Source organism: Streptomyces sp. 6-11-2 (assembly GCF_006540305.1).
Taxonomy (GTDB): Bacteria; Actinomycetota; Actinomycetes; order Streptomycetales; family Streptomycetaceae; genus Streptomyces.
The window spans coordinates 3,969,075-3,985,074 of record NZ_BJOR01000001.1 but is presented as its reverse complement, the minus strand read 5'-3'; the positions used below and the strand labels follow the sequence as shown (position 1 = coordinate 3,985,074).

The window sequence follows — 16,000 nt, the reverse complement described above, 5'->3', positions numbered from 1 at the left end:
TCACCAGGGCCGATCAAGGAAGGACCGGCCGGCGGCGCCGGTGGTCGGGCCGCGGACCCGGACGGCGCACTCCGGTCGTGACGGTGGCCTGCGCGGCGCCTACGTTGGGAGGCGTGACCTTCGCGAGCGGCGCCGGGGACGGGGACGGCGGGCAGGAGACCCGGACGATCCGGGGCACGCTGCCGCCGGGCGCCCCCGACTACGTGTACGTTCCCGTCGACGTCCCGGCCGGGGTGCGGGAGATCAAGGTCTCGTACGCCTACGACAGGCCGGCCGTTCCCGCCGGCACCCCCGGCAACGCGCTGGACATCGGCATCTTCGACCAGCACGGCACCGAACCGGGCGGCCGGGGCTTCCGCGGCTGGTCGGGCGGGGCGCGCACGGAGTTCTTCATCCGCGCGGACGACGCGACACCGGGCTACCTCGCGGGGCCGGTCGACGCCGGTGTCTGGCACATCGCGCTCGGGCCCTACACGGTCGCGCCGCAGGGCCTGTCGTACATGCTCGACGTCACCCTGACGCACGGCGCCCCGGGCACGGCCGTACGACCGGTGTACCCGCCGCAGTGGGCGAGGGGACGGGGGCGGGCCTGGTACCGGGGGGACTGCCACCTGCACTCCTGGTACTCCGACGGCCGCCGCACCCCCGCCGAGATCGCGGCGCGGGCCAGGGCGGCCGGGCTGGACTTCATCAACAGCTCGGACCACAACACCCACGCCTCCCACCCGCACTGGGCGGACCTCGCGGGCGACGACCTGCTGATCATGCTGGGCGAGGAGGTGACGACGAGGAACGGCCACGTCCTGGCCCTCGGCACCGACCCCGGCACCTTCGTCGACTGGCGCTACCGGGCGCGGGACAACCTCTTCGGCCGCTTCGCCCGCGAGATCCGCCGCGCGGGCGGGCTGGTCGTGCCCGCCCATCCGCACGCCACCTGTGTCGGCTGCGCCTGGAAGTTCGGCTTCGGCGAGGCGGACGCGGTCGAGGTGTGGAACGGCCCCTTCACGCCGGACGACGAGATGGCGGTGGCCGCGTGGGACGCCACGCTCGTGGCGGCGGCGCGGGAGGACCGGCGCTGGCTGCCCGCGATGGGCAGCAGCGACGCCCACCGGCCGCCGGACACCGTGGGCCTGCCCCAGACGGTCGTCCTGGCCGACGACCTCACCCGGGAGGCGATCCAGGACGGCATCCGCGCGGGCCGCTCGTACGTCGCCGAGTCCGGGAAGGTGTCGCTCGCCTTCACCGCGACGGGAGCCGGGGGTGAGCGGGCGGGCATCGGCGAGCGGCTGCGGGTGGCCGCGGACACCCCGGTGACGGTCCGCCTGGAGGCCTCCGGTGTGCCGCGCTGCTCGGTCCGCCTCGTGACCGACCAGGGGGTGCTCCTCGCCGGCGACCCGTTCCCCGTGTCGGGCTCGGGGGTCGTCGAGTGGCGTACGACCCCGGCGTACGCGGCCTATGTGCGCGCGGAGGTGCGTCACGAGACGGCGGTGGGCCCGCTGCCCGGCGTGATGGCGGCGCTCACGAACCCGATCTTCCTGGGGACGGGCGCTCACGGCTGACCGGCGGGCGCACGCGCGCGTGCCCGTCCGTATACCGTCGGGTGCCGGACCGCACCCGGCGTCGGGGCAGAGAGTGTGCGGAGAGGTTGTGTGGGCCTTGTGTCGCGGGAAGTGCGGGGCTGTGATCGCGGTCTCGGGAGCTGACGCATCTGCCGTGAACAAGGCAAACTGGCTCTGATTGTTGACGGTTCGACAGGGGCCAGGGGGCAGCGATGGAAGGTGTACCGCGGGTGCCTGAGCAGCGGGGTCCCGCGCGATCGGGGACACTGCGCTTCAGCGTGCTCGGTCCGGTGCGCGCCTGGCGCGGTGAGCAGCCCCTCCCCACCGGATCCCCGCAGCAACGCGCCCTGCTGGCCGCTCTGTTGCTGCGCGAGGGCCGCACCGCGACGGCGGCCGAGCTGATCGACGCGCTGTGGGGCGAGGAGCCGCCGTCGCAGGCGCTGGCGGCGGTGCGGACGTACGCCTCGCGGTTGCGCAAGGCGCTGGACCCCGGGGTGCTGGTCAGCGAGTCCGGCGGATACGCGGTGCGCGGGGCGGGCGAGGGCGCGCTGGACCTGGCCGACGCGCAGGAGCACGCGGCCCGCGCCGACAAGGCCCGGTCGGCCGGGGACCTGTGCCGGGCGCGCGAGCTGCTGCGGCGGGCGCTCGCCCTGTGGGACGGGGAACCCCTGGCGGGCGTGCCCGGTCCGTACGCGGAGGCGCAGCGGGTGCGCCTGGAGGAGTGGCGCCTGCAACTCCTGGAGTCCCGCATGGACATGGACCTCGAACAGGGCTGCCACGCGGAGGCCGTCTCGGAGCTGACCGCGCTGACGGCGGCGCATCCGCTGCGGGAACGCCTGCGCGAGCTGCTGATGCTGGCGCTGTACCGCAGTGGCCGGCAGGCGGAGGCGCTGGCGGTGTACGCCGACACCAGACGCCTGCTGGCGGACGAGCTGGGCGTGGACCCCCGCCCCGGACTGCGCGAACTGCAACAGCGCATCCTCCAGGCCGACCCGGCCCTCGCCGAGCCGTCCTCCCCGGTGGCCGAACCGGCGGTGGTCGCGGTGCGCCCCGCGCAACTCCCGGCGACCGTACCGGACTTCACGGGCCGCAGTTCCTTCGTGGCCGAGCTGAGCGAAATGCTGGCGTCGGCCGAGGGGCGCGTGATGGCCGTGTCGGCGCTGGCCGGGATCGGCGGCGTGGGCAAGACGACGCTGGCCGTCCACGTGGCCCACCAGGCGCGGGCCGCCTTCCCGGACGGCCAGTTGTACGTGGACCTCCAGGGCGCCGGCGCGAGAGCGGCGGAACCGGAGACGGTCCTCGGCTCCTTCCTGCGCGCCCTCGGCACGGCGGACTCGGCGATCCCGGATTCCCTGGAGGAACGCGCGGCCCTGTACCGGTCGGTGCTGGACGGCCGCCGGGTCCTGGTCCTGCTGGACAACGCGCGGGACGCGGCCCAGGTGCGGCCGCTGCTGCCGGGGACGGAGGGGTGCGCGGCCCTGGTCACGTCCCGGGTGCGGATGGTTGACCTGGCGGGCGCGCACCTGGTGGACCTGGACGTGATGAGCCCCGACGAGGCGTTGTCCCTGTTCACGAGGATCGTGGGCGAGGACCGGGTGGCGGGTGAGCGCGAGGCTGCCCTCGACGTGGTCGCCGCCTGCGGATTCCTGCCCCTGGCCATCCGTATCGCGGCGTCCCGGCTGGCGGCGAGGAGGACCTGGACGGTCTCGGTCCTGGCGGCGAAACTCGCGAACGAGCGGCGGCGGTTGGACGAGCTCCAGGCGGGCGACCTGGCGGTGAAGGCCACCTTCGAACTGGGCTACGGCCAGTTGGAGCCGGCCCAGGCCCGCGCCTTCCGCCTGCTGGGCCTGGCCGACGGCCCGGACATGTCCCTGGAGGCGGCGGCGGCCGTGCTGGACCTGTCGGTGGACGACACCGAGGACGTGCTGGAGTCCCTGGTCGACACGTCGCTCCTGGAGTCGGCGGCCCCCGGCCGCTACCGCTTCCACGACCTGGTCCGCCTCTACGCCCGCGCCTGCGCGGAACGCGACGAACACCCGCCGGGCGAACGCGAGGCGGCGATGTCACGCCTGCTGGACTTCTACCTGGCCACGGCGGCCGGCGTCTACGCGATCGAACGGCCGGGGGACCGGCTGGTGGACCACCTGGAGCCCACGCACTACCCGGGGCTCACGTTCCAGGACCGGCACCGGGCCCAGGACTGGCTGTACTCGGAGGCACACGCCGTGCTGGCGTTCGTCCAGCAATGCGCGAGAGGCCCCATGCTCCGCCGTGCGGTGGACCTGCTCTGGGCGGCCAAGGACCTCGCGGAATCGGGCGCCAACTCCAAACAGTACGAAGTGGCCGCCCTCACCCTCCAGGAGGCGGCCGACCGAGGGGACGACACGAAGGTCCGGAGCCGCGCGCTCACGACGCTCACCAACGTCCATCTGGTGGCAGGACGCTTCAGTCAGGCGGACGAGGAAGCGCGCTTGGCCATGGAACTCGCGCACATCGCGGACGACTTGGCACCCAGTTGCTGGGCCGCCAACGACCGGGGCATCATCGCGCTCTACCAGAGCCGTCACGCGGACGGTGAGGCGTATCTGCGGCAGGCCATCGAGAGCTTCCGCCTGGACAGGAACCTCGCGGGCGAGGCCAGCGCGCTCTGCAACCTCTCCCGCATCCACCTGGCCATGGGCCAGGTCGGCAGCGCGGTGGAACTGGCCCAGCAGGGCATCGTCATCTATGACCGGCTGGGCCACACGCTGCGCGGAGCGAACGGCCGCTACGCGCTGGGGCTGGCACTCACCGGGCAGGGAGCACTGGACACCGCCGTCGATCGGCTGACCGAAGCCCTGGAGGTGTTCCGCGACAGCAGGCAGCGGCTCTGGGAGGGGATGACGCTCTTCCGGCTCGCGGAGGCTCACCTCGCCGGACAACGGCCCGCTCAGGCCGCTGCCCTGGCCGAGCAGGCGCTCTCGGTCCTGCGCGGAATCGGAGGCGAGTGGCGGCGCGGAAACGTCCTGACCGTCCTTGGCCGCGCGCTCAGCAGACTGGGACAGACCGGTCGAGCGCAGGCATGCTGGCAGGAAGCCCTCGGGATATACGAGCAACTCGGCTCCGTCGAGGCCGCCGAGGTGCGGCTCCTCCTCACGCCCGCGGCTGCCGCGTAGCTCCCGGCGGGGCGTTCATCGTTCGTTTATCGCGGCAAGGCACTCTCAAGTGGTCGATCCGTTGCGTCGGGGGGCAAGCGGGTCAGCGGTGATCAACACCGCTAGGGTGAACGGCCCTGATAGGCCCGTCCGGCGGCCCTCGGGGGAGCCGCCGGACGGGCATCGCCCATCACTGAACGGGAGTTGCAAGTCAATGAGCGATGCCAAGAAGGACTCCGTGGTGAAGCCGCTCGACAACCACGCCACGGACCTGGAGGACGTCACCACGCTGGACAACCACGCCACGGGCGGCACGGTGACCCCGAAGGACAACCACGCCACGGGCGGCACTGCCACCCCGCAGGACAACCACGCCACGGGCGAGAAGGCCTGACCGGAGACGTCTGAACACGGGGATCGGCCGCGGTGGCACCGAGGGGGAGCCGCCGCGGCCGAAGTGTGTTCCCGGGCCGGTCAGTTCCGGGGCGAGGCCGTGGGGTCCGTCTCGCAGTGGTCGGCCGAGGAACGGAAGTCTTCGCCGAGGGGCACCTCGGTGGTGGCCTTGCCCTTCGCGGGTACCGCGACCACCGGGGACGAGTTCTTCAGGAGCTGGGTTCCCCCGGTGTCGTAGAAGGTGACCCAGGCCTGGAAGTCGGCCTTGCTGTCGTTGGGGTTGGCGACCTCGACGGTCGCGTACGGCTTCTTCCGCGTCGCGCAGCTGATCAGCCTCACCGTGGCATCCCGCAGGCCGCGGCTCCTGCCGGTCCCGCTGGGGGACGTGGGGGTGGAGCGGTAGCCGGGACGGCGGTTGTAGGTGCCACCGGTGCCGCTGTTCCCGCCGTCGTCGTCCGAGTCGCCGTAAGAGCCGCTGGACGAGCCGCCGTACGAGCCGCTGGACGTCGAACTGTCGTGGTCCTGGTGCGAGTTGCTGCATCCGCCACCACCACCGCCGCTGTGCCGGCTGCGCCCGTGCCCGTGGCCCTGGGAGAAGCCCGTCAGCGCGAGCACCACCACCGCCGACACCACCGCGAACCTGATCCTGCGCCCCCGTGTCTGCATGCGATCACCCTATCGGCGTAGTGGCGGCTCGCCCGGGCTCGCGTGGCGACGGCCCCGCACGCGGAGTAGCGTCATCTGCGTGAGCGGTGACGAAAGCATCGCTGACCAGGACCGACGGCCGTCGTCCGAGGCCCTTTCCGTGTAGCCCGTACGACGGCCGTCACCACACCGCCCTGGCGCGGATCAGGTGGTGCGGGCGGTGCCCGTCCCCTTCTCCGCGTCCAGGGCGTACACGCAGCGGTCCTTGCTGCACGCGTACACGACCCCGTCCCTGACCACCGGGGAGCCGGTGATCTCGCCGCCGGTGGCGAGCTTCCAGCGCAGCCGGCCGTCGTCGGCCTTGAGCGTGTACAGCAGGTGGTCGGTGGAGCCGAAGTGGATACGGCCCTCGGCGACCGCCGGTGAGCCGACGATCTCGCCGCCCGCCTGGAAGCGCCACTTGGGCGTGCCGGTGACCGCGTCCAGGGTGTACAGGCCCCTGCCGCTGCCGACGTGGACGTGTCCGGCGGCGACCAGGACCGGGGCGACGGAGGCGCGGGACTCGGTGGCGATGCGCCAGCGGTCGCGGCCGTCGGTGGCGTCGAGGGCGTAGACGGTGCCGAGGTAGTCGGCGAGGTAGATGCCGCCGCCGCTCACCGCCGGGCCCGGCGCGAAGGCCGGCGGGCACAGGAAGACCGCGGGGGCCTCGAAGTGCCAGCGCACGTGGCCGCTCGCGACGTCCACGGCGAGCACGCGGGTACCGGCGCAGATGTAGACGTAGCCGTCGGGGGCCGGGGTGACGCGCACCGGTACGCCGCCGCAGGAGGCCGCGTCGCCGATCGGGTAGGACCAGCGCTCCTCGCCCGTACGGGCCTCCAGGGCGCGCAGACGGGCGTCCTGCCAGACGTACACCGTGCCGTCGTGGACGACGGGGCCGGCCTCGGGGGACTCGAAGTCGGTCTGGCAGCCGGCGATCTCCCACAGCTTCTGGCCAGCGGCGGCCTCCCAGGCCTGGACGCCTCCGCCGCGGGTGCCGGTGACGACGGTGCCGCGGTCGGCCGCGAGGGAGTACACCCAGGAGTCCGTCTGCAAGCGCCACAGGTCGGCGCCCTCGCGGGCGTCCAGGGCGAACAGGGTGGGCCCGTCGGAGGCGTGCACCCGGCCGTCGGCGACCGCCATGGACCAGGCCACGTCGCGGGTCTTGAAGCGGCGGCGGCCCGTGGCCACGTCCAGGGCGTGCACCTCGAAGGAGGTGACGTAGACGAGGTCGTCGGCGACGGACGGGGTGCCCCAGACGTCGTTGGACATGCGGAAGCGCCACGGCCGCCAGCCGGCCGGGGTCTCCGGCGGCCCCGGCGGCACGGCCGGTACGGCGGGGTCGGCGCCGTTGGCACCGGGGTGCGGTCTGGACCAGGTGGCAGCCAGGCCCGCCTCGGGCGGGGGCGCCTTGACGGCGGCGGCGCGGGCGTCGGCGACGCGCGGCCCGGGACCGATCGGCACCTGGGCGCCGGCCAGCCGCACGGGACCGGAGTCGGGGACGCCCACCGGCGCGGGGCCGGGCGGCGCCGGTACGGCCGGGCTGTGCGAGGGCGGGGGCGGTACGGGGACCCGGCCGCCGCCGCGGGGACCGGGCGCGGCGGGCTGCACGGCCAGGCGGCCGCCGCGGCGGGACTCGATGAGGCCGACGGCCGGCTCGGGCAGCCAGGCGGAGGCCGTACCGCTGTCGTCGGAGCCGGAGCCGAACAGATGAGGCGCGAGCTGAGCCTGGAGGTCGGCCGGCTTGGGCCGGGCGGTCGCCTCCATCTGCATGCAGGACTCGATCAGCGGACGCAGCTCGTCCGGGAGTCCTTCCAGGTCGGGGCCCTCGCGCAGCAGCATGAAGACCGTCTCGACGGGGTTGGCGCCGTGGAAGGGCGGATGCCCGGTGGCGGCGAAGACCAGCATCGAGCCGAGCGAGAAGACATCGCTGGCGCCGGTGACGCTGCGCGAGTCCTTGGCCTGCTCGGGGGACATGTACGCGGGGGTGCCGACGGCGACGTTCGTCATGGTCAGCCGGGTGTTCGAGACACCGGAGGCGATCCCGAAGTCGATCACCCGCGGCCCGTCCTCGACGACGAGGACGTTGGACGGCTTCAGGTCGCGGTGGACCAGCCCGGCACCGTGGATGGACTGAAGTGCCTCGGCGACGCCCGCCGCCAGCCAGCGCACCGCCTGGGCCGGGAGCGGACCGCACTCGGTCACTATCTCCTCGAGGGAGGGCGCCGGGACGTAGGCGGTGGCCAGCCATGGCACGGCGGCGCGCGGGTCGGCGTCGACGACCGCGGCCGTGTAGAAGCCGGAGACCGCCCGCGCGGCCTCCACCTCACGTGTGAAGCGGACCCGGAACAGCTGGTCCTCGGCCAGCTCGGTCCGGACCGTCTTGATCGCCACGCGCCGGCCGGACGCCGAGCGCGCGAGATAGACCAGCCCCATGCCGCCGGCACCCAGCCGTCCCAGCACCTCGAACGGCCCGATCCGCCGTGGGTCGTGCTGCGTCAGCTGATCCACCACTTGCCTGCCACCTCCCCGTACGAGCCGCGCCACCCACATATGTACGCGACCGAAGTGCAGCGTCTCACCACCGCACCGCCGTGGCGGCACGCACCCTGATTCTTCCTGTCCGGCGCACAGGTTGCGAACCCGGCGACAGATCGGGATGTCACGCCGCAAAACCCCCTCTTCCCGGCCGGGGGGCGGAATTCACCTCTCCAGCAGGGCGAAGGACGCCCCCTGATTGTCGGCGACGACGGCGACGTTTCCGTACGACGTCCTGAAGGGCGGCACCTGCACCCGCCCGCCGAGCCGGACCACCGCGCCGAGGGCGGCCTCCGTCCCGGCGACCCGGAAGTGGACGAGGAAGTGCGGCGGCATCTCGGGCGGGAAGACGTCGGAGACGACGGACCGGCCGAAGTCGGGTTCGGCACCCGCCCCGAACAGGGCGTCGTGGAACAGTCCGCCGTAGAAGACGTTGGCGGCCTCGGTGTCGCGGGCGTACAGCTGGGCCCAGGCGAAGGTGCCCGGCTCGTGGCGTCTGCCGAAGCCCTGGTGGCTGTCCGGCTGCCACAGCCCGAAGACGGCGCCCTCGGGATCAGCGGCGAGGGCGGCCGTGCCCAGGCCGTCGACCCGGGCGGGCGGCGTCACGACCTGCCCGCCGGCGGCCCGGATCCGCTCGGCCAGCGTCCGGACGTCCGGGGTGGCGAAGTACACGGTCCAGACGGTGGGCATACGGCCGTCCGTCTTCGGCGAGAGCGCGGCGACGGGCTCCCCCTCCAGCCGGGCCGGTACGGATCCGCCGTACGTCTCCTCCGCGAAGCTCCACCCGAAGAGCTCACCGTAGAACCGCTTTCCCGCCTCGACGTCGGGAAGCTGCGCGTCCACCCAGCAGGGGACGCCCTCTGTGCTCGCGGATGCCCTGTTTTCGGCCATGTCGCCAAACTAGCCGGGTCCCGTGCGACCCGCAGACCAGGCACACCAGCCTCTCTGAGCCCATGCACCCCATTTGCAGTCGGCCGAATCGCGCTCCGATCACTGCTCGGTAAGCTGACGACATGACAGGACAAGTGCGTACCGTCGACGGCCGCGTGGCCGGTCGACGTGGGCAGGCGACCCGGCAGAAGCTGCTCGACTGCCTCAGCGAGATGCTCAGCTCCTCCCCCTACCGGGACGTCAAGGTCATCGATGTCGCCAGGAAGGCGGGCACTTCGCCCGCGACCTTCTATCAATACTTCCCCGACGTCGAGGGCGCCGTTCTGGAGATCGCCGATCAAATGGCCGCCGAGGGCGCCGGATTGGCCGAACTGCTGGAAGGCCGGTCGTGGACCGGCAAGGCCGGCTGGCAGACGGCGCAGGAACTCGTGGACGGATTTCTCGAGTTCTGGCATCGCAACGACGCCATTCTGCGCGTGATCGATCTCGGTGCCGCCGAGGGCGACAAGCGCTTTTACAAGATCCGTATGAAGATCCTGAACTCCGTGAACAACTCCCTGACGGACTCGGTCACCGAACTCCAGTCCAAGGGCCGGGTCGACAAGGACGTGAATCCGGCCGCGATCGCCGGTTCGCTGGTCGCGATGCTCGCGGCGGTCGCCTCGCACCAGAAGGGCTTCGTCTCGGGGGTGAAACAGGCCGACCTGAAGCCGAACCTGGCGCTTCTGGTCCACCTGGGCATCACCGGGAAGAAGCCGACGAGATAGCCCGCACCCCGGCCTCGGACTCCCTCCAGGCCCCAAGTCCTGTCAGGCAGGCGGCGGTCCACCCAAGTGGACCGCCGCCTGCTGCGTTGGGGGGAGAACCACGCGGGCTGGGACCGGATGCGGCCGGGCCGAAGCCGACCGGGCCCGGAGGCGGCCGGGCCTGGAGACGACCGGGCCGGGCCCAAAGACGGCCGGACCCAGCGACGGCCAAGCCCGAAGACAACCCGACCCGAAGACGACCAAGCCCAGCGACGGTCGGGCCCGGAGTCTGCCGAGTCTGGACGCGGCTGGCCCCAGAGACCGCCGAGCCCGAAGACAACCCGCCCCGGCGACTGCCGAGCCCAGCGACGACTGGACCCGGAGGCGACCGGACCCAGAGACCGCCGAGCCCGAAGACAGCCCGCCCCAGAAACCGCCGAGCCCAGCGAACGCCGGGCCCAGAGACCGCCGGTGCACAGGCCGCCGGACCCAGAGACCGCCGGATGCAGAGGCCGCCAGACCCTGAGGCCGGCGGGATCAGCGACCGGCGGGCTCAGCGGCCGGCGGGATCAGCGACCGGCGGGCTCAGCGGCCGGCGGGGCTAGACGTGGTCGAGCCAGATCACGATGCCCGTCAGGTTGTGGAGCACGGCGGCGACGCCCGCGCGGACGGCGGCCGCGCAGCGCCCGGCGGTGAACGACTCCGGGGCGTACGTCGAGGACATGCCGAGCCCCTCGCCCCGGAACGACGCACCCGACCAGTCGACCGCCGTCACGTTGTGGGTGGGTTCGGCCAGCTCCGCGCCGACGACGAGGAACTGCTGCGACAGATGGCTCGCGGTGACCACGGCGAGGGGGTCGACGAGATCGTTGCCCGCGCTGATGACGAGGTCCGGGCCCATGTCGACGGCCCTGCCGATGCCGGGAACGAGGTCGTGGGGGCCGTCCGCGACCACCGTCCTGAGATCGACGTGCTCGCTCGCGGCCCAGTCCTCGACCGCTGACACCAGGGCCCTGGTCGGACGGTCGTCGCCCGCGGTGAGCAGCACCACGCGATAGCCCTTCGGCGGGTGCACCCCCTTCCAGGAACCGGGCCGCGGCGTGACCGTGGCCTCCGGGGTGGGCGGGGCGGAGGGGTCGGTGAACCCCGCGCCGAGCATGCCGACGGCGGTGGGCTTCGCGTGCGGCCGTGACCAGTCGTCGCCGGAGCCGCATCCGGCGACCAGCGCGGCGGCCGCGACCAGCGTGGCAACGGCCCGAAGCGGGGAGCGCAAGGCGATCGTCCTCCGAGGTGATGAGCGGGTGCGCCGCCATCCTGCTATCCCGATCGCCGCAGGTCGCCTCCGCGAGCGCCGTTGCGGGGCTTGTTTCTCAACGGTTCGCCGACGGGCCGGAGTTTGTTCACCGATGCCATGCACCGTGCACGGGAAACCCCAAGGAGCCACCATGTCATCACGGATCCGCCGCGCCCTCCTCGGGATCACCGCGGCGGTGATCGCTTTTCTGGGCCTCGGGCAACCGGCCTCCGCCCACGGCTTCTCGTCGGTCGTGTACGTCCACGTCACGAACGGCGACGACGGCCGCATACGCACGGTGCTGGAGCTGGAGTACGACCTCTACGTCGTGTCCGCCGCCGACGCCGAGCACGACGATCCCCTCTTCCGGGCGGGCACCGCCGCGTTCGAGGCCGGGGACACCGAAGGACAGGCCGCGGCGCTCGACTCCCATGCGGAGTCGGCCGTCAGGTACGTCACCGAACGCTTCTCGGTCGGTACCGGTGGCAAGGCCTGCACACCGTCCCGGGCCGGCGACTTCACGATCGGCCGGCGGGAGGGCGTGCCGTACGCCGCCCTGCCCCTCGAATGGGCCTGCCCCGGACAGGGCGGCGACCCCGAGGTGCGCAGCACGCTCTTCCCCGACTCCGAGGGCTATGTCCGCGGCACCCGTACGATCGCCACCTACGACCTCGCCGGCCTCTCCGGCAGCGCCGCGCTCGACGCCGACCATCCGTCCTTCTCGATCGGACAGTCGTGGTACGAGCGGTTCTGGGAGTTCTTCCGCCTGGGCGCCGAGCATCTGCTGACCGGTGTCGACCACGTCCTGTTCCTGCTGGCGCTCATCGCCGGATCCCGCCGTCTGCGCGAAATCGTGCTCGCGGCCACGAGTTTCACCCTGGCCCACTCGGTGACGTTCCTGCTCGCCGCCCTCGGCCTGGTGCACGTGCCGGAGCGGATCGTCGAGCCCGTCATCGCGCTGTCGATCGCCGTCGTCGCCGGCTGGCACCTGTGGCGGCTGCCGCGGCGCGGCGACCGGGCCGCCGCCCTTCCCGGCCCGGCGGTTGAGGGCTCGTTGGGCCTGGACCGGGCCGGATGGCTGCGCCTCGGGGTCGTGTTCTGCTTCGGTCTCGTGCACGGCCTGGGTTTCGCGGGAGCGCTGGGGATCGACGAGCCGTGGTCGTGGACCCTGCTGTGGTCCCTGCTGGTGTTCAACGTCGGTATCGAGGCGGTGCAGTTGGGGATCATCGCGATCGTCTTCCCGCTGCTGGCGCTGCTGTACCGCCGTGCGCCGAGGGCGGGCCTCTGGGCGACCGGCGCACTGTGCGCGGGCGTGGCCGGCATGGGCCTGGTGTGGTTCGTGCAGCGGGTGCTCGAAGGCTGAGAACGGCCGAGATCGGCCACGAGTGGCTGAGAACAGCCCAGGTCTACCGCGAAGTTCAGCTGATCCCAAGATCGCATTTGCGATTGATTTACCAAATCCGGAGACCTTGATGGCCTCCATTCCATGCACCTCCGTGCACTAAAGGAACGAATCTGATGATTTCGAGACCCTCCTCGCCGGCTTCCGGGTCGGCGCGGCGCCGCGTGGCCACAGGTGCCGCCGCGGCATTCCTGGGCCTGACCGTGGCCCTCGGCAGCGGCCTGGCCTCCCCCGTACAGGCAGCCGAGACCAGCACGTTCACCGGCATCATCCTCGGCGTCGGCGCCAACGAGTCCCAGCGCACCGTGACCTGGTACTCCTCGGCCGACACCACGCAGAAGGTCCAGCTCGCCCCGACGGCGCAGCTCGACAACGGAGAGTTCCCGGCCTCCGCCACCGTCTTCGACGCCCTCGGCGGGGAGAACATCTCCACCAGCGGCGGCTACAACCGCCACGCCACGCTCACCGGCCTCCAGGAGCACACGGCCTACTCCTACCGGGTCGGCTCCGAGGGCAACTGGTCCCCGGCGTACTCCTTCAAGACGCAGGACTTCAAGGGCGACTACGACTTCCTGTTCTTCGGCGACCCGCAGATCGGCTCGTCCGGCAACACCGCCAAGGACCAGGCCGGCTGGCAGGACACCCTGGACGTCGCGCTCGGGGCCAACCCGGACTCCGAGCTGCTGGTGTCGGGCGGCGACCACGTCGAGACGGCCAACACCGAGTCCCAGTGGAACGCCTTCCTCGCCCCCGACCAGCTGCGCCAGTACCCGTGGGCCGCCACCATCGGCAACCACGACGTCGGCGGCAAGGCGTACGAGCAGCACCTCTACACGCCGAACACGGACCGCTCGGCGCCGCTGTACTCCAACGGCAATCCGGCTTCCAACACGTCCGGTGGGAACTACTGGTACATCTACAAGGATGTGCTGTTCATCGACGTCAACAGCAACAGCTACGCCACCAGCCAGGGCGGCGGCGGCGACGCGGCGCACATCAACTACGTCACGGACGTCATCAACAAGCACGGCTCCGAGGCCAAGTGGAAGGTGCTCGTCTTCCACCACGCGATGTACTCGCCGGCCTCCCACGCCAAGGACTCCGACGCCAAGGTCCGCCGCAACGACCTGCCGGCCGCCTTCTCCAAGCTCGGTGTCGACCTGGTGCTGGCCGGTCACGACCACGCCTACTCGCGCAGCTACCTGCTGAAGAACAGCGAGAAGCAGAACAAGGACGAGCAGCCCGGCGCCGCCGACGTGTACCCCGGTCCCGGCGGTGTGCTGTACGTGACGGCCAACTCGGCCTCGGGCTCGAAGTACTACGGCATCACCAAGCCGGACAGCAGCGGCACGAGCGGCGCCGGCAACGGTGCCGACCCGCTGAACCCTGGTAACTACTGGTACAACTCGGTCCAGAACCAGGAGAACGTCCGCAGCTACGTCAAGGTCAAGGTGCGCAACGACAAGCTCGTCGTCGAGAACCTGCGCAGCGGCACCTGCGCGGCACCGAACGCCGCGGTGGAGCTCAGCCAGGTCTCCTGCACCAACACGCCCTCCGGTCAGCCGGTCGGCTCGGTCGTCGACAAGGTCACCGTGCACCCGTACCACGGTGACGGCCAGGACATCCAGGTGAACGTCCCGAACGCCGCCCCGGGCGAGTTCGGCTGGACGATCGACGGCTACAACGGCCTGGTGGACCTCGGCACCGCCAAGGACCACGACGGCGACTACTTCCAGGCCGGCGGCAAGATCAACCCGATCCTCGTGTCGGACAGCCGCCGCTCGCTCGCCCCGTGGTCGATCTCGGCCAGCGTGGGTGACTTCAAGGACGCCGACAAGGTGTTCTCCGGTGCCTACCTCGGCTGGACGCCGAACGTGATCCAGGAAGGCGCCGGCGCCAAGGCCAGCGGGGAGGTGGCCTCCGGCTACGACGGCGGCGCGGGCCTGTCCGTCTCGCGCGGGCTCGGCTGGGCCGACCAGGGCCACCCCAAGGGCAAGGCCAAGCTGGGCGCGGACCTGGATCTGAAGATCCCGGGCAGCGTCGACAAGGGCGCCTACCGCGCCACCCTCACGATCACTGCGCTGAGCAGCTGACCGTAACCGCTTGACCTGGGGGGGGTGGGCACCTTCCGGTGCCCACCCCCTCCGCTCGCCCCAGACCCGCACCAGACCGCCCGAGGACCCCGAGATGCCCCTGCCCGCAACGCGCCGGAAGACCACGGTCACCACCCTCGTCCGCACCGCCGCCCTGGCCCTGCTCATGGCCTTCGCCCTCACCGGGCTGCGGGCCACTCCGGCCGCGGCGGAGGGCGGCGACGTCACCTGGACGGTCAGGACGGCGCCGAACAGCTACGGTGCCGACCGGTCCAGCTTCAGCTACGCAGTGAACCCCGGTGGACGCGTCGAGGACGCCCTGGTCGTCTCCAACCGCGGCAAATCCCCACTGACCCTGGCCGTCTACGCCGCCGACGGCTTCACGACCGACACCGGCCAGCTCGACCTGCTCACCAGGGACAAGAAGTCCGTCGGCGTCGGCGCCTGGGTCCACGCCGAACGCAAGAGCGTGGTGCTCCGGCCCGGCAAGTCCGTCCGGATCCCCTTCACGGTCACCGTTCCCGGCAACGCCACGCCCGGCGACTACGTGGGCGGTGTCCTGACCTCGCTGCGGCAGTCCGACGAGGCCGAGGGCATCAACGTGGACCGGCGCCTCGGCATCCGGGTCAAGCTGCGGGTCGGCGGCGACCTCCGGCCGACCCTGGCGGTCGAGAACCTGCACGTGGACTACTCCGGCTCGGCCAACCCGTTCGCCGCCGGCGACGCCACCGTCACGTACACGATCCACAACACCGGCAACGCCATGCTCTCGGCCCGGCAGACGGTGTCGGTCGCGGGCCCGTTCGGATGGCTGCGGACCGAGGCGGGCGGGATCCCCTCACCGCCGGAGCTGCTCCCGGGCGAGAGCTGGAAGGTGAAGGTGCCCGTGCACGGCGTGACGCCGGGCGTCAGCCTGACCGCGACCGCCACCCTCATTCCCCTGCTCACCGACGCGTCCGGCTCCACCACCTCGCTCGATCCGGTCCGGGCCACCGCGCACGGCTGGGCCGTCCCGTGGACGCTGCTGCTGCTCCTGGTCCTGCTGATCGCGGTCATCGCCGGCGCGGTCGTCCGCGCCCGCCGCGGCCGGGCCCGGCGCAAGCTGCGCGAGGACGCCCGCGTACGGGACGCGGTCGAACAGGCCCTGCGCGAGAAGGGGACGCGGGAGGGGCGGGAACCCCAGGAGACTCCGGAAGCCCAGGAGGCCGAGGAGTCCCAGGGGGCCCAGAAGGCCGGGGAGGCCCAGAAGGGCTGAGTTCCGGTGCCGGG

11 protein-coding genes are annotated in these 16,000 nt (G+C 72.2%); 7 read left to right on the top strand and 4 right to left on the bottom strand.

The annotated features are described in order from the left end of the window. The first annotated feature begins 77 nt into the window (after positions 1–77). From TNCT6_RS17400 to TNCT6_RS17390, 3 genes are all read left to right on the top strand, one after another. Positions 78–1,559 carry a CehA/McbA family metallohydrolase gene (locus TNCT6_RS17400; protein WP_141360238.1) on the top strand — a complete coding sequence of 494 codons (1,482 nt, stop codon included), beginning with the start codon at positions 78–80 and terminating at the stop codon, positions 1,557–1,559. A gap of 212 nt (positions 1,560–1,771) precedes the next feature. Continuing rightward, positions 1,772–4,714, top strand: a complete 2,943-nt coding sequence (locus TNCT6_RS17395) for a BTAD domain-containing putative transcriptional regulator (protein WP_141360237.1) — start codon at positions 1,772–1,774, stop codon at positions 4,712–4,714. Between the two features lie 193 nt (positions 4,715–4,907). Continuing rightward, positions 4,908–5,087, top strand: a complete 180-nt coding sequence (locus tag TNCT6_RS17390; RefSeq protein ID WP_141360236.1) for a hypothetical protein — start codon at positions 4,908–4,910, stop codon at positions 5,085–5,087. Positions 5,088–5,167: 80 nt separating this feature from the next. Here TNCT6_RS17390 and TNCT6_RS17385 read toward each other — a convergent pair whose 3' ends face one another. The 3 genes from TNCT6_RS17385 to TNCT6_RS17375 all read right to left on the bottom strand — a co-directional run bounded on the left by TNCT6_RS17385 (position 5,168) and on the right by TNCT6_RS17375 (position 9,196). Further along, on the bottom strand, positions 5,168–5,752 hold the full coding sequence (locus TNCT6_RS17385; protein ID WP_141360235.1) for a hypothetical protein: 585 nt from the start codon (positions 5,750–5,752) through the stop codon (positions 5,168–5,170). Positions 5,753–5,935: 183 nt separating this feature from the next. Beyond that, positions 5,936–8,281: a PQQ-binding-like beta-propeller repeat protein gene (locus TNCT6_RS17380; protein WP_141360234.1), complete on the bottom strand. Its 2,346-nt coding sequence runs from the start codon at positions 8,279–8,281 to the stop codon at positions 5,936–5,938. Between the two features lie 189 nt (positions 8,282–8,470). After that, positions 8,471–9,196 carry a VOC family protein gene (locus TNCT6_RS17375; protein ID WP_141360233.1) on the bottom strand — a complete coding sequence of 242 codons (726 nt, stop codon included), beginning with the start codon at positions 9,194–9,196 and terminating at the stop codon, positions 8,471–8,473. Between the two features lie 134 nt (positions 9,197–9,330). Between TNCT6_RS17375 and TNCT6_RS17370 the strand changes: the two genes are divergently transcribed. After that, complete coding sequence (locus TNCT6_RS17370) at positions 9,331–9,963, top strand: TetR family transcriptional regulator (protein ID WP_141366532.1); 633 nt, start codon at positions 9,331–9,333, stop codon at positions 9,961–9,963. A gap of 580 nt (positions 9,964–10,543) precedes the next feature. On the opposite strand, the gene TNCT6_RS17365 is transcribed toward TNCT6_RS17370, so the two are convergent. Further along, complete coding sequence (locus tag TNCT6_RS17365) at positions 10,544–11,215, bottom strand: hypothetical protein (protein ID WP_141360232.1); 672 nt, start codon at positions 11,213–11,215, stop codon at positions 10,544–10,546. Positions 11,216–11,387: 172 nt separating this feature from the next. Between TNCT6_RS17365 and TNCT6_RS17360 the strand changes: the two genes are divergently transcribed. The 3 genes from TNCT6_RS17360 (at position 11,388) to TNCT6_RS17350 (ending at position 15,986) form a co-directional block, all read left to right on the top strand. Then, positions 11,388–12,599: a HupE/UreJ family protein gene (locus TNCT6_RS17360; protein ID WP_141360231.1), complete on the top strand. Its 1,212-nt coding sequence runs from the start codon at positions 11,388–11,390 to the stop codon at positions 12,597–12,599. Between the two features lie 155 nt (positions 12,600–12,754). Continuing rightward, positions 12,755–14,731, top strand: a complete 1,977-nt coding sequence (locus TNCT6_RS17355) for a metallophosphoesterase family protein (RefSeq protein WP_141360230.1) — start codon at positions 12,755–12,757, stop codon at positions 14,729–14,731. Positions 14,732–14,825: 94 nt separating this feature from the next. Next, complete coding sequence (locus TNCT6_RS17350; RefSeq protein ID WP_172632933.1) at positions 14,826–15,986, top strand: WxL protein peptidoglycan domain-containing protein; 1,161 nt, start codon at positions 14,826–14,828, stop codon at positions 15,984–15,986. The last annotated feature ends 14 nt before the right edge of the window (positions 15,987–16,000 follow it).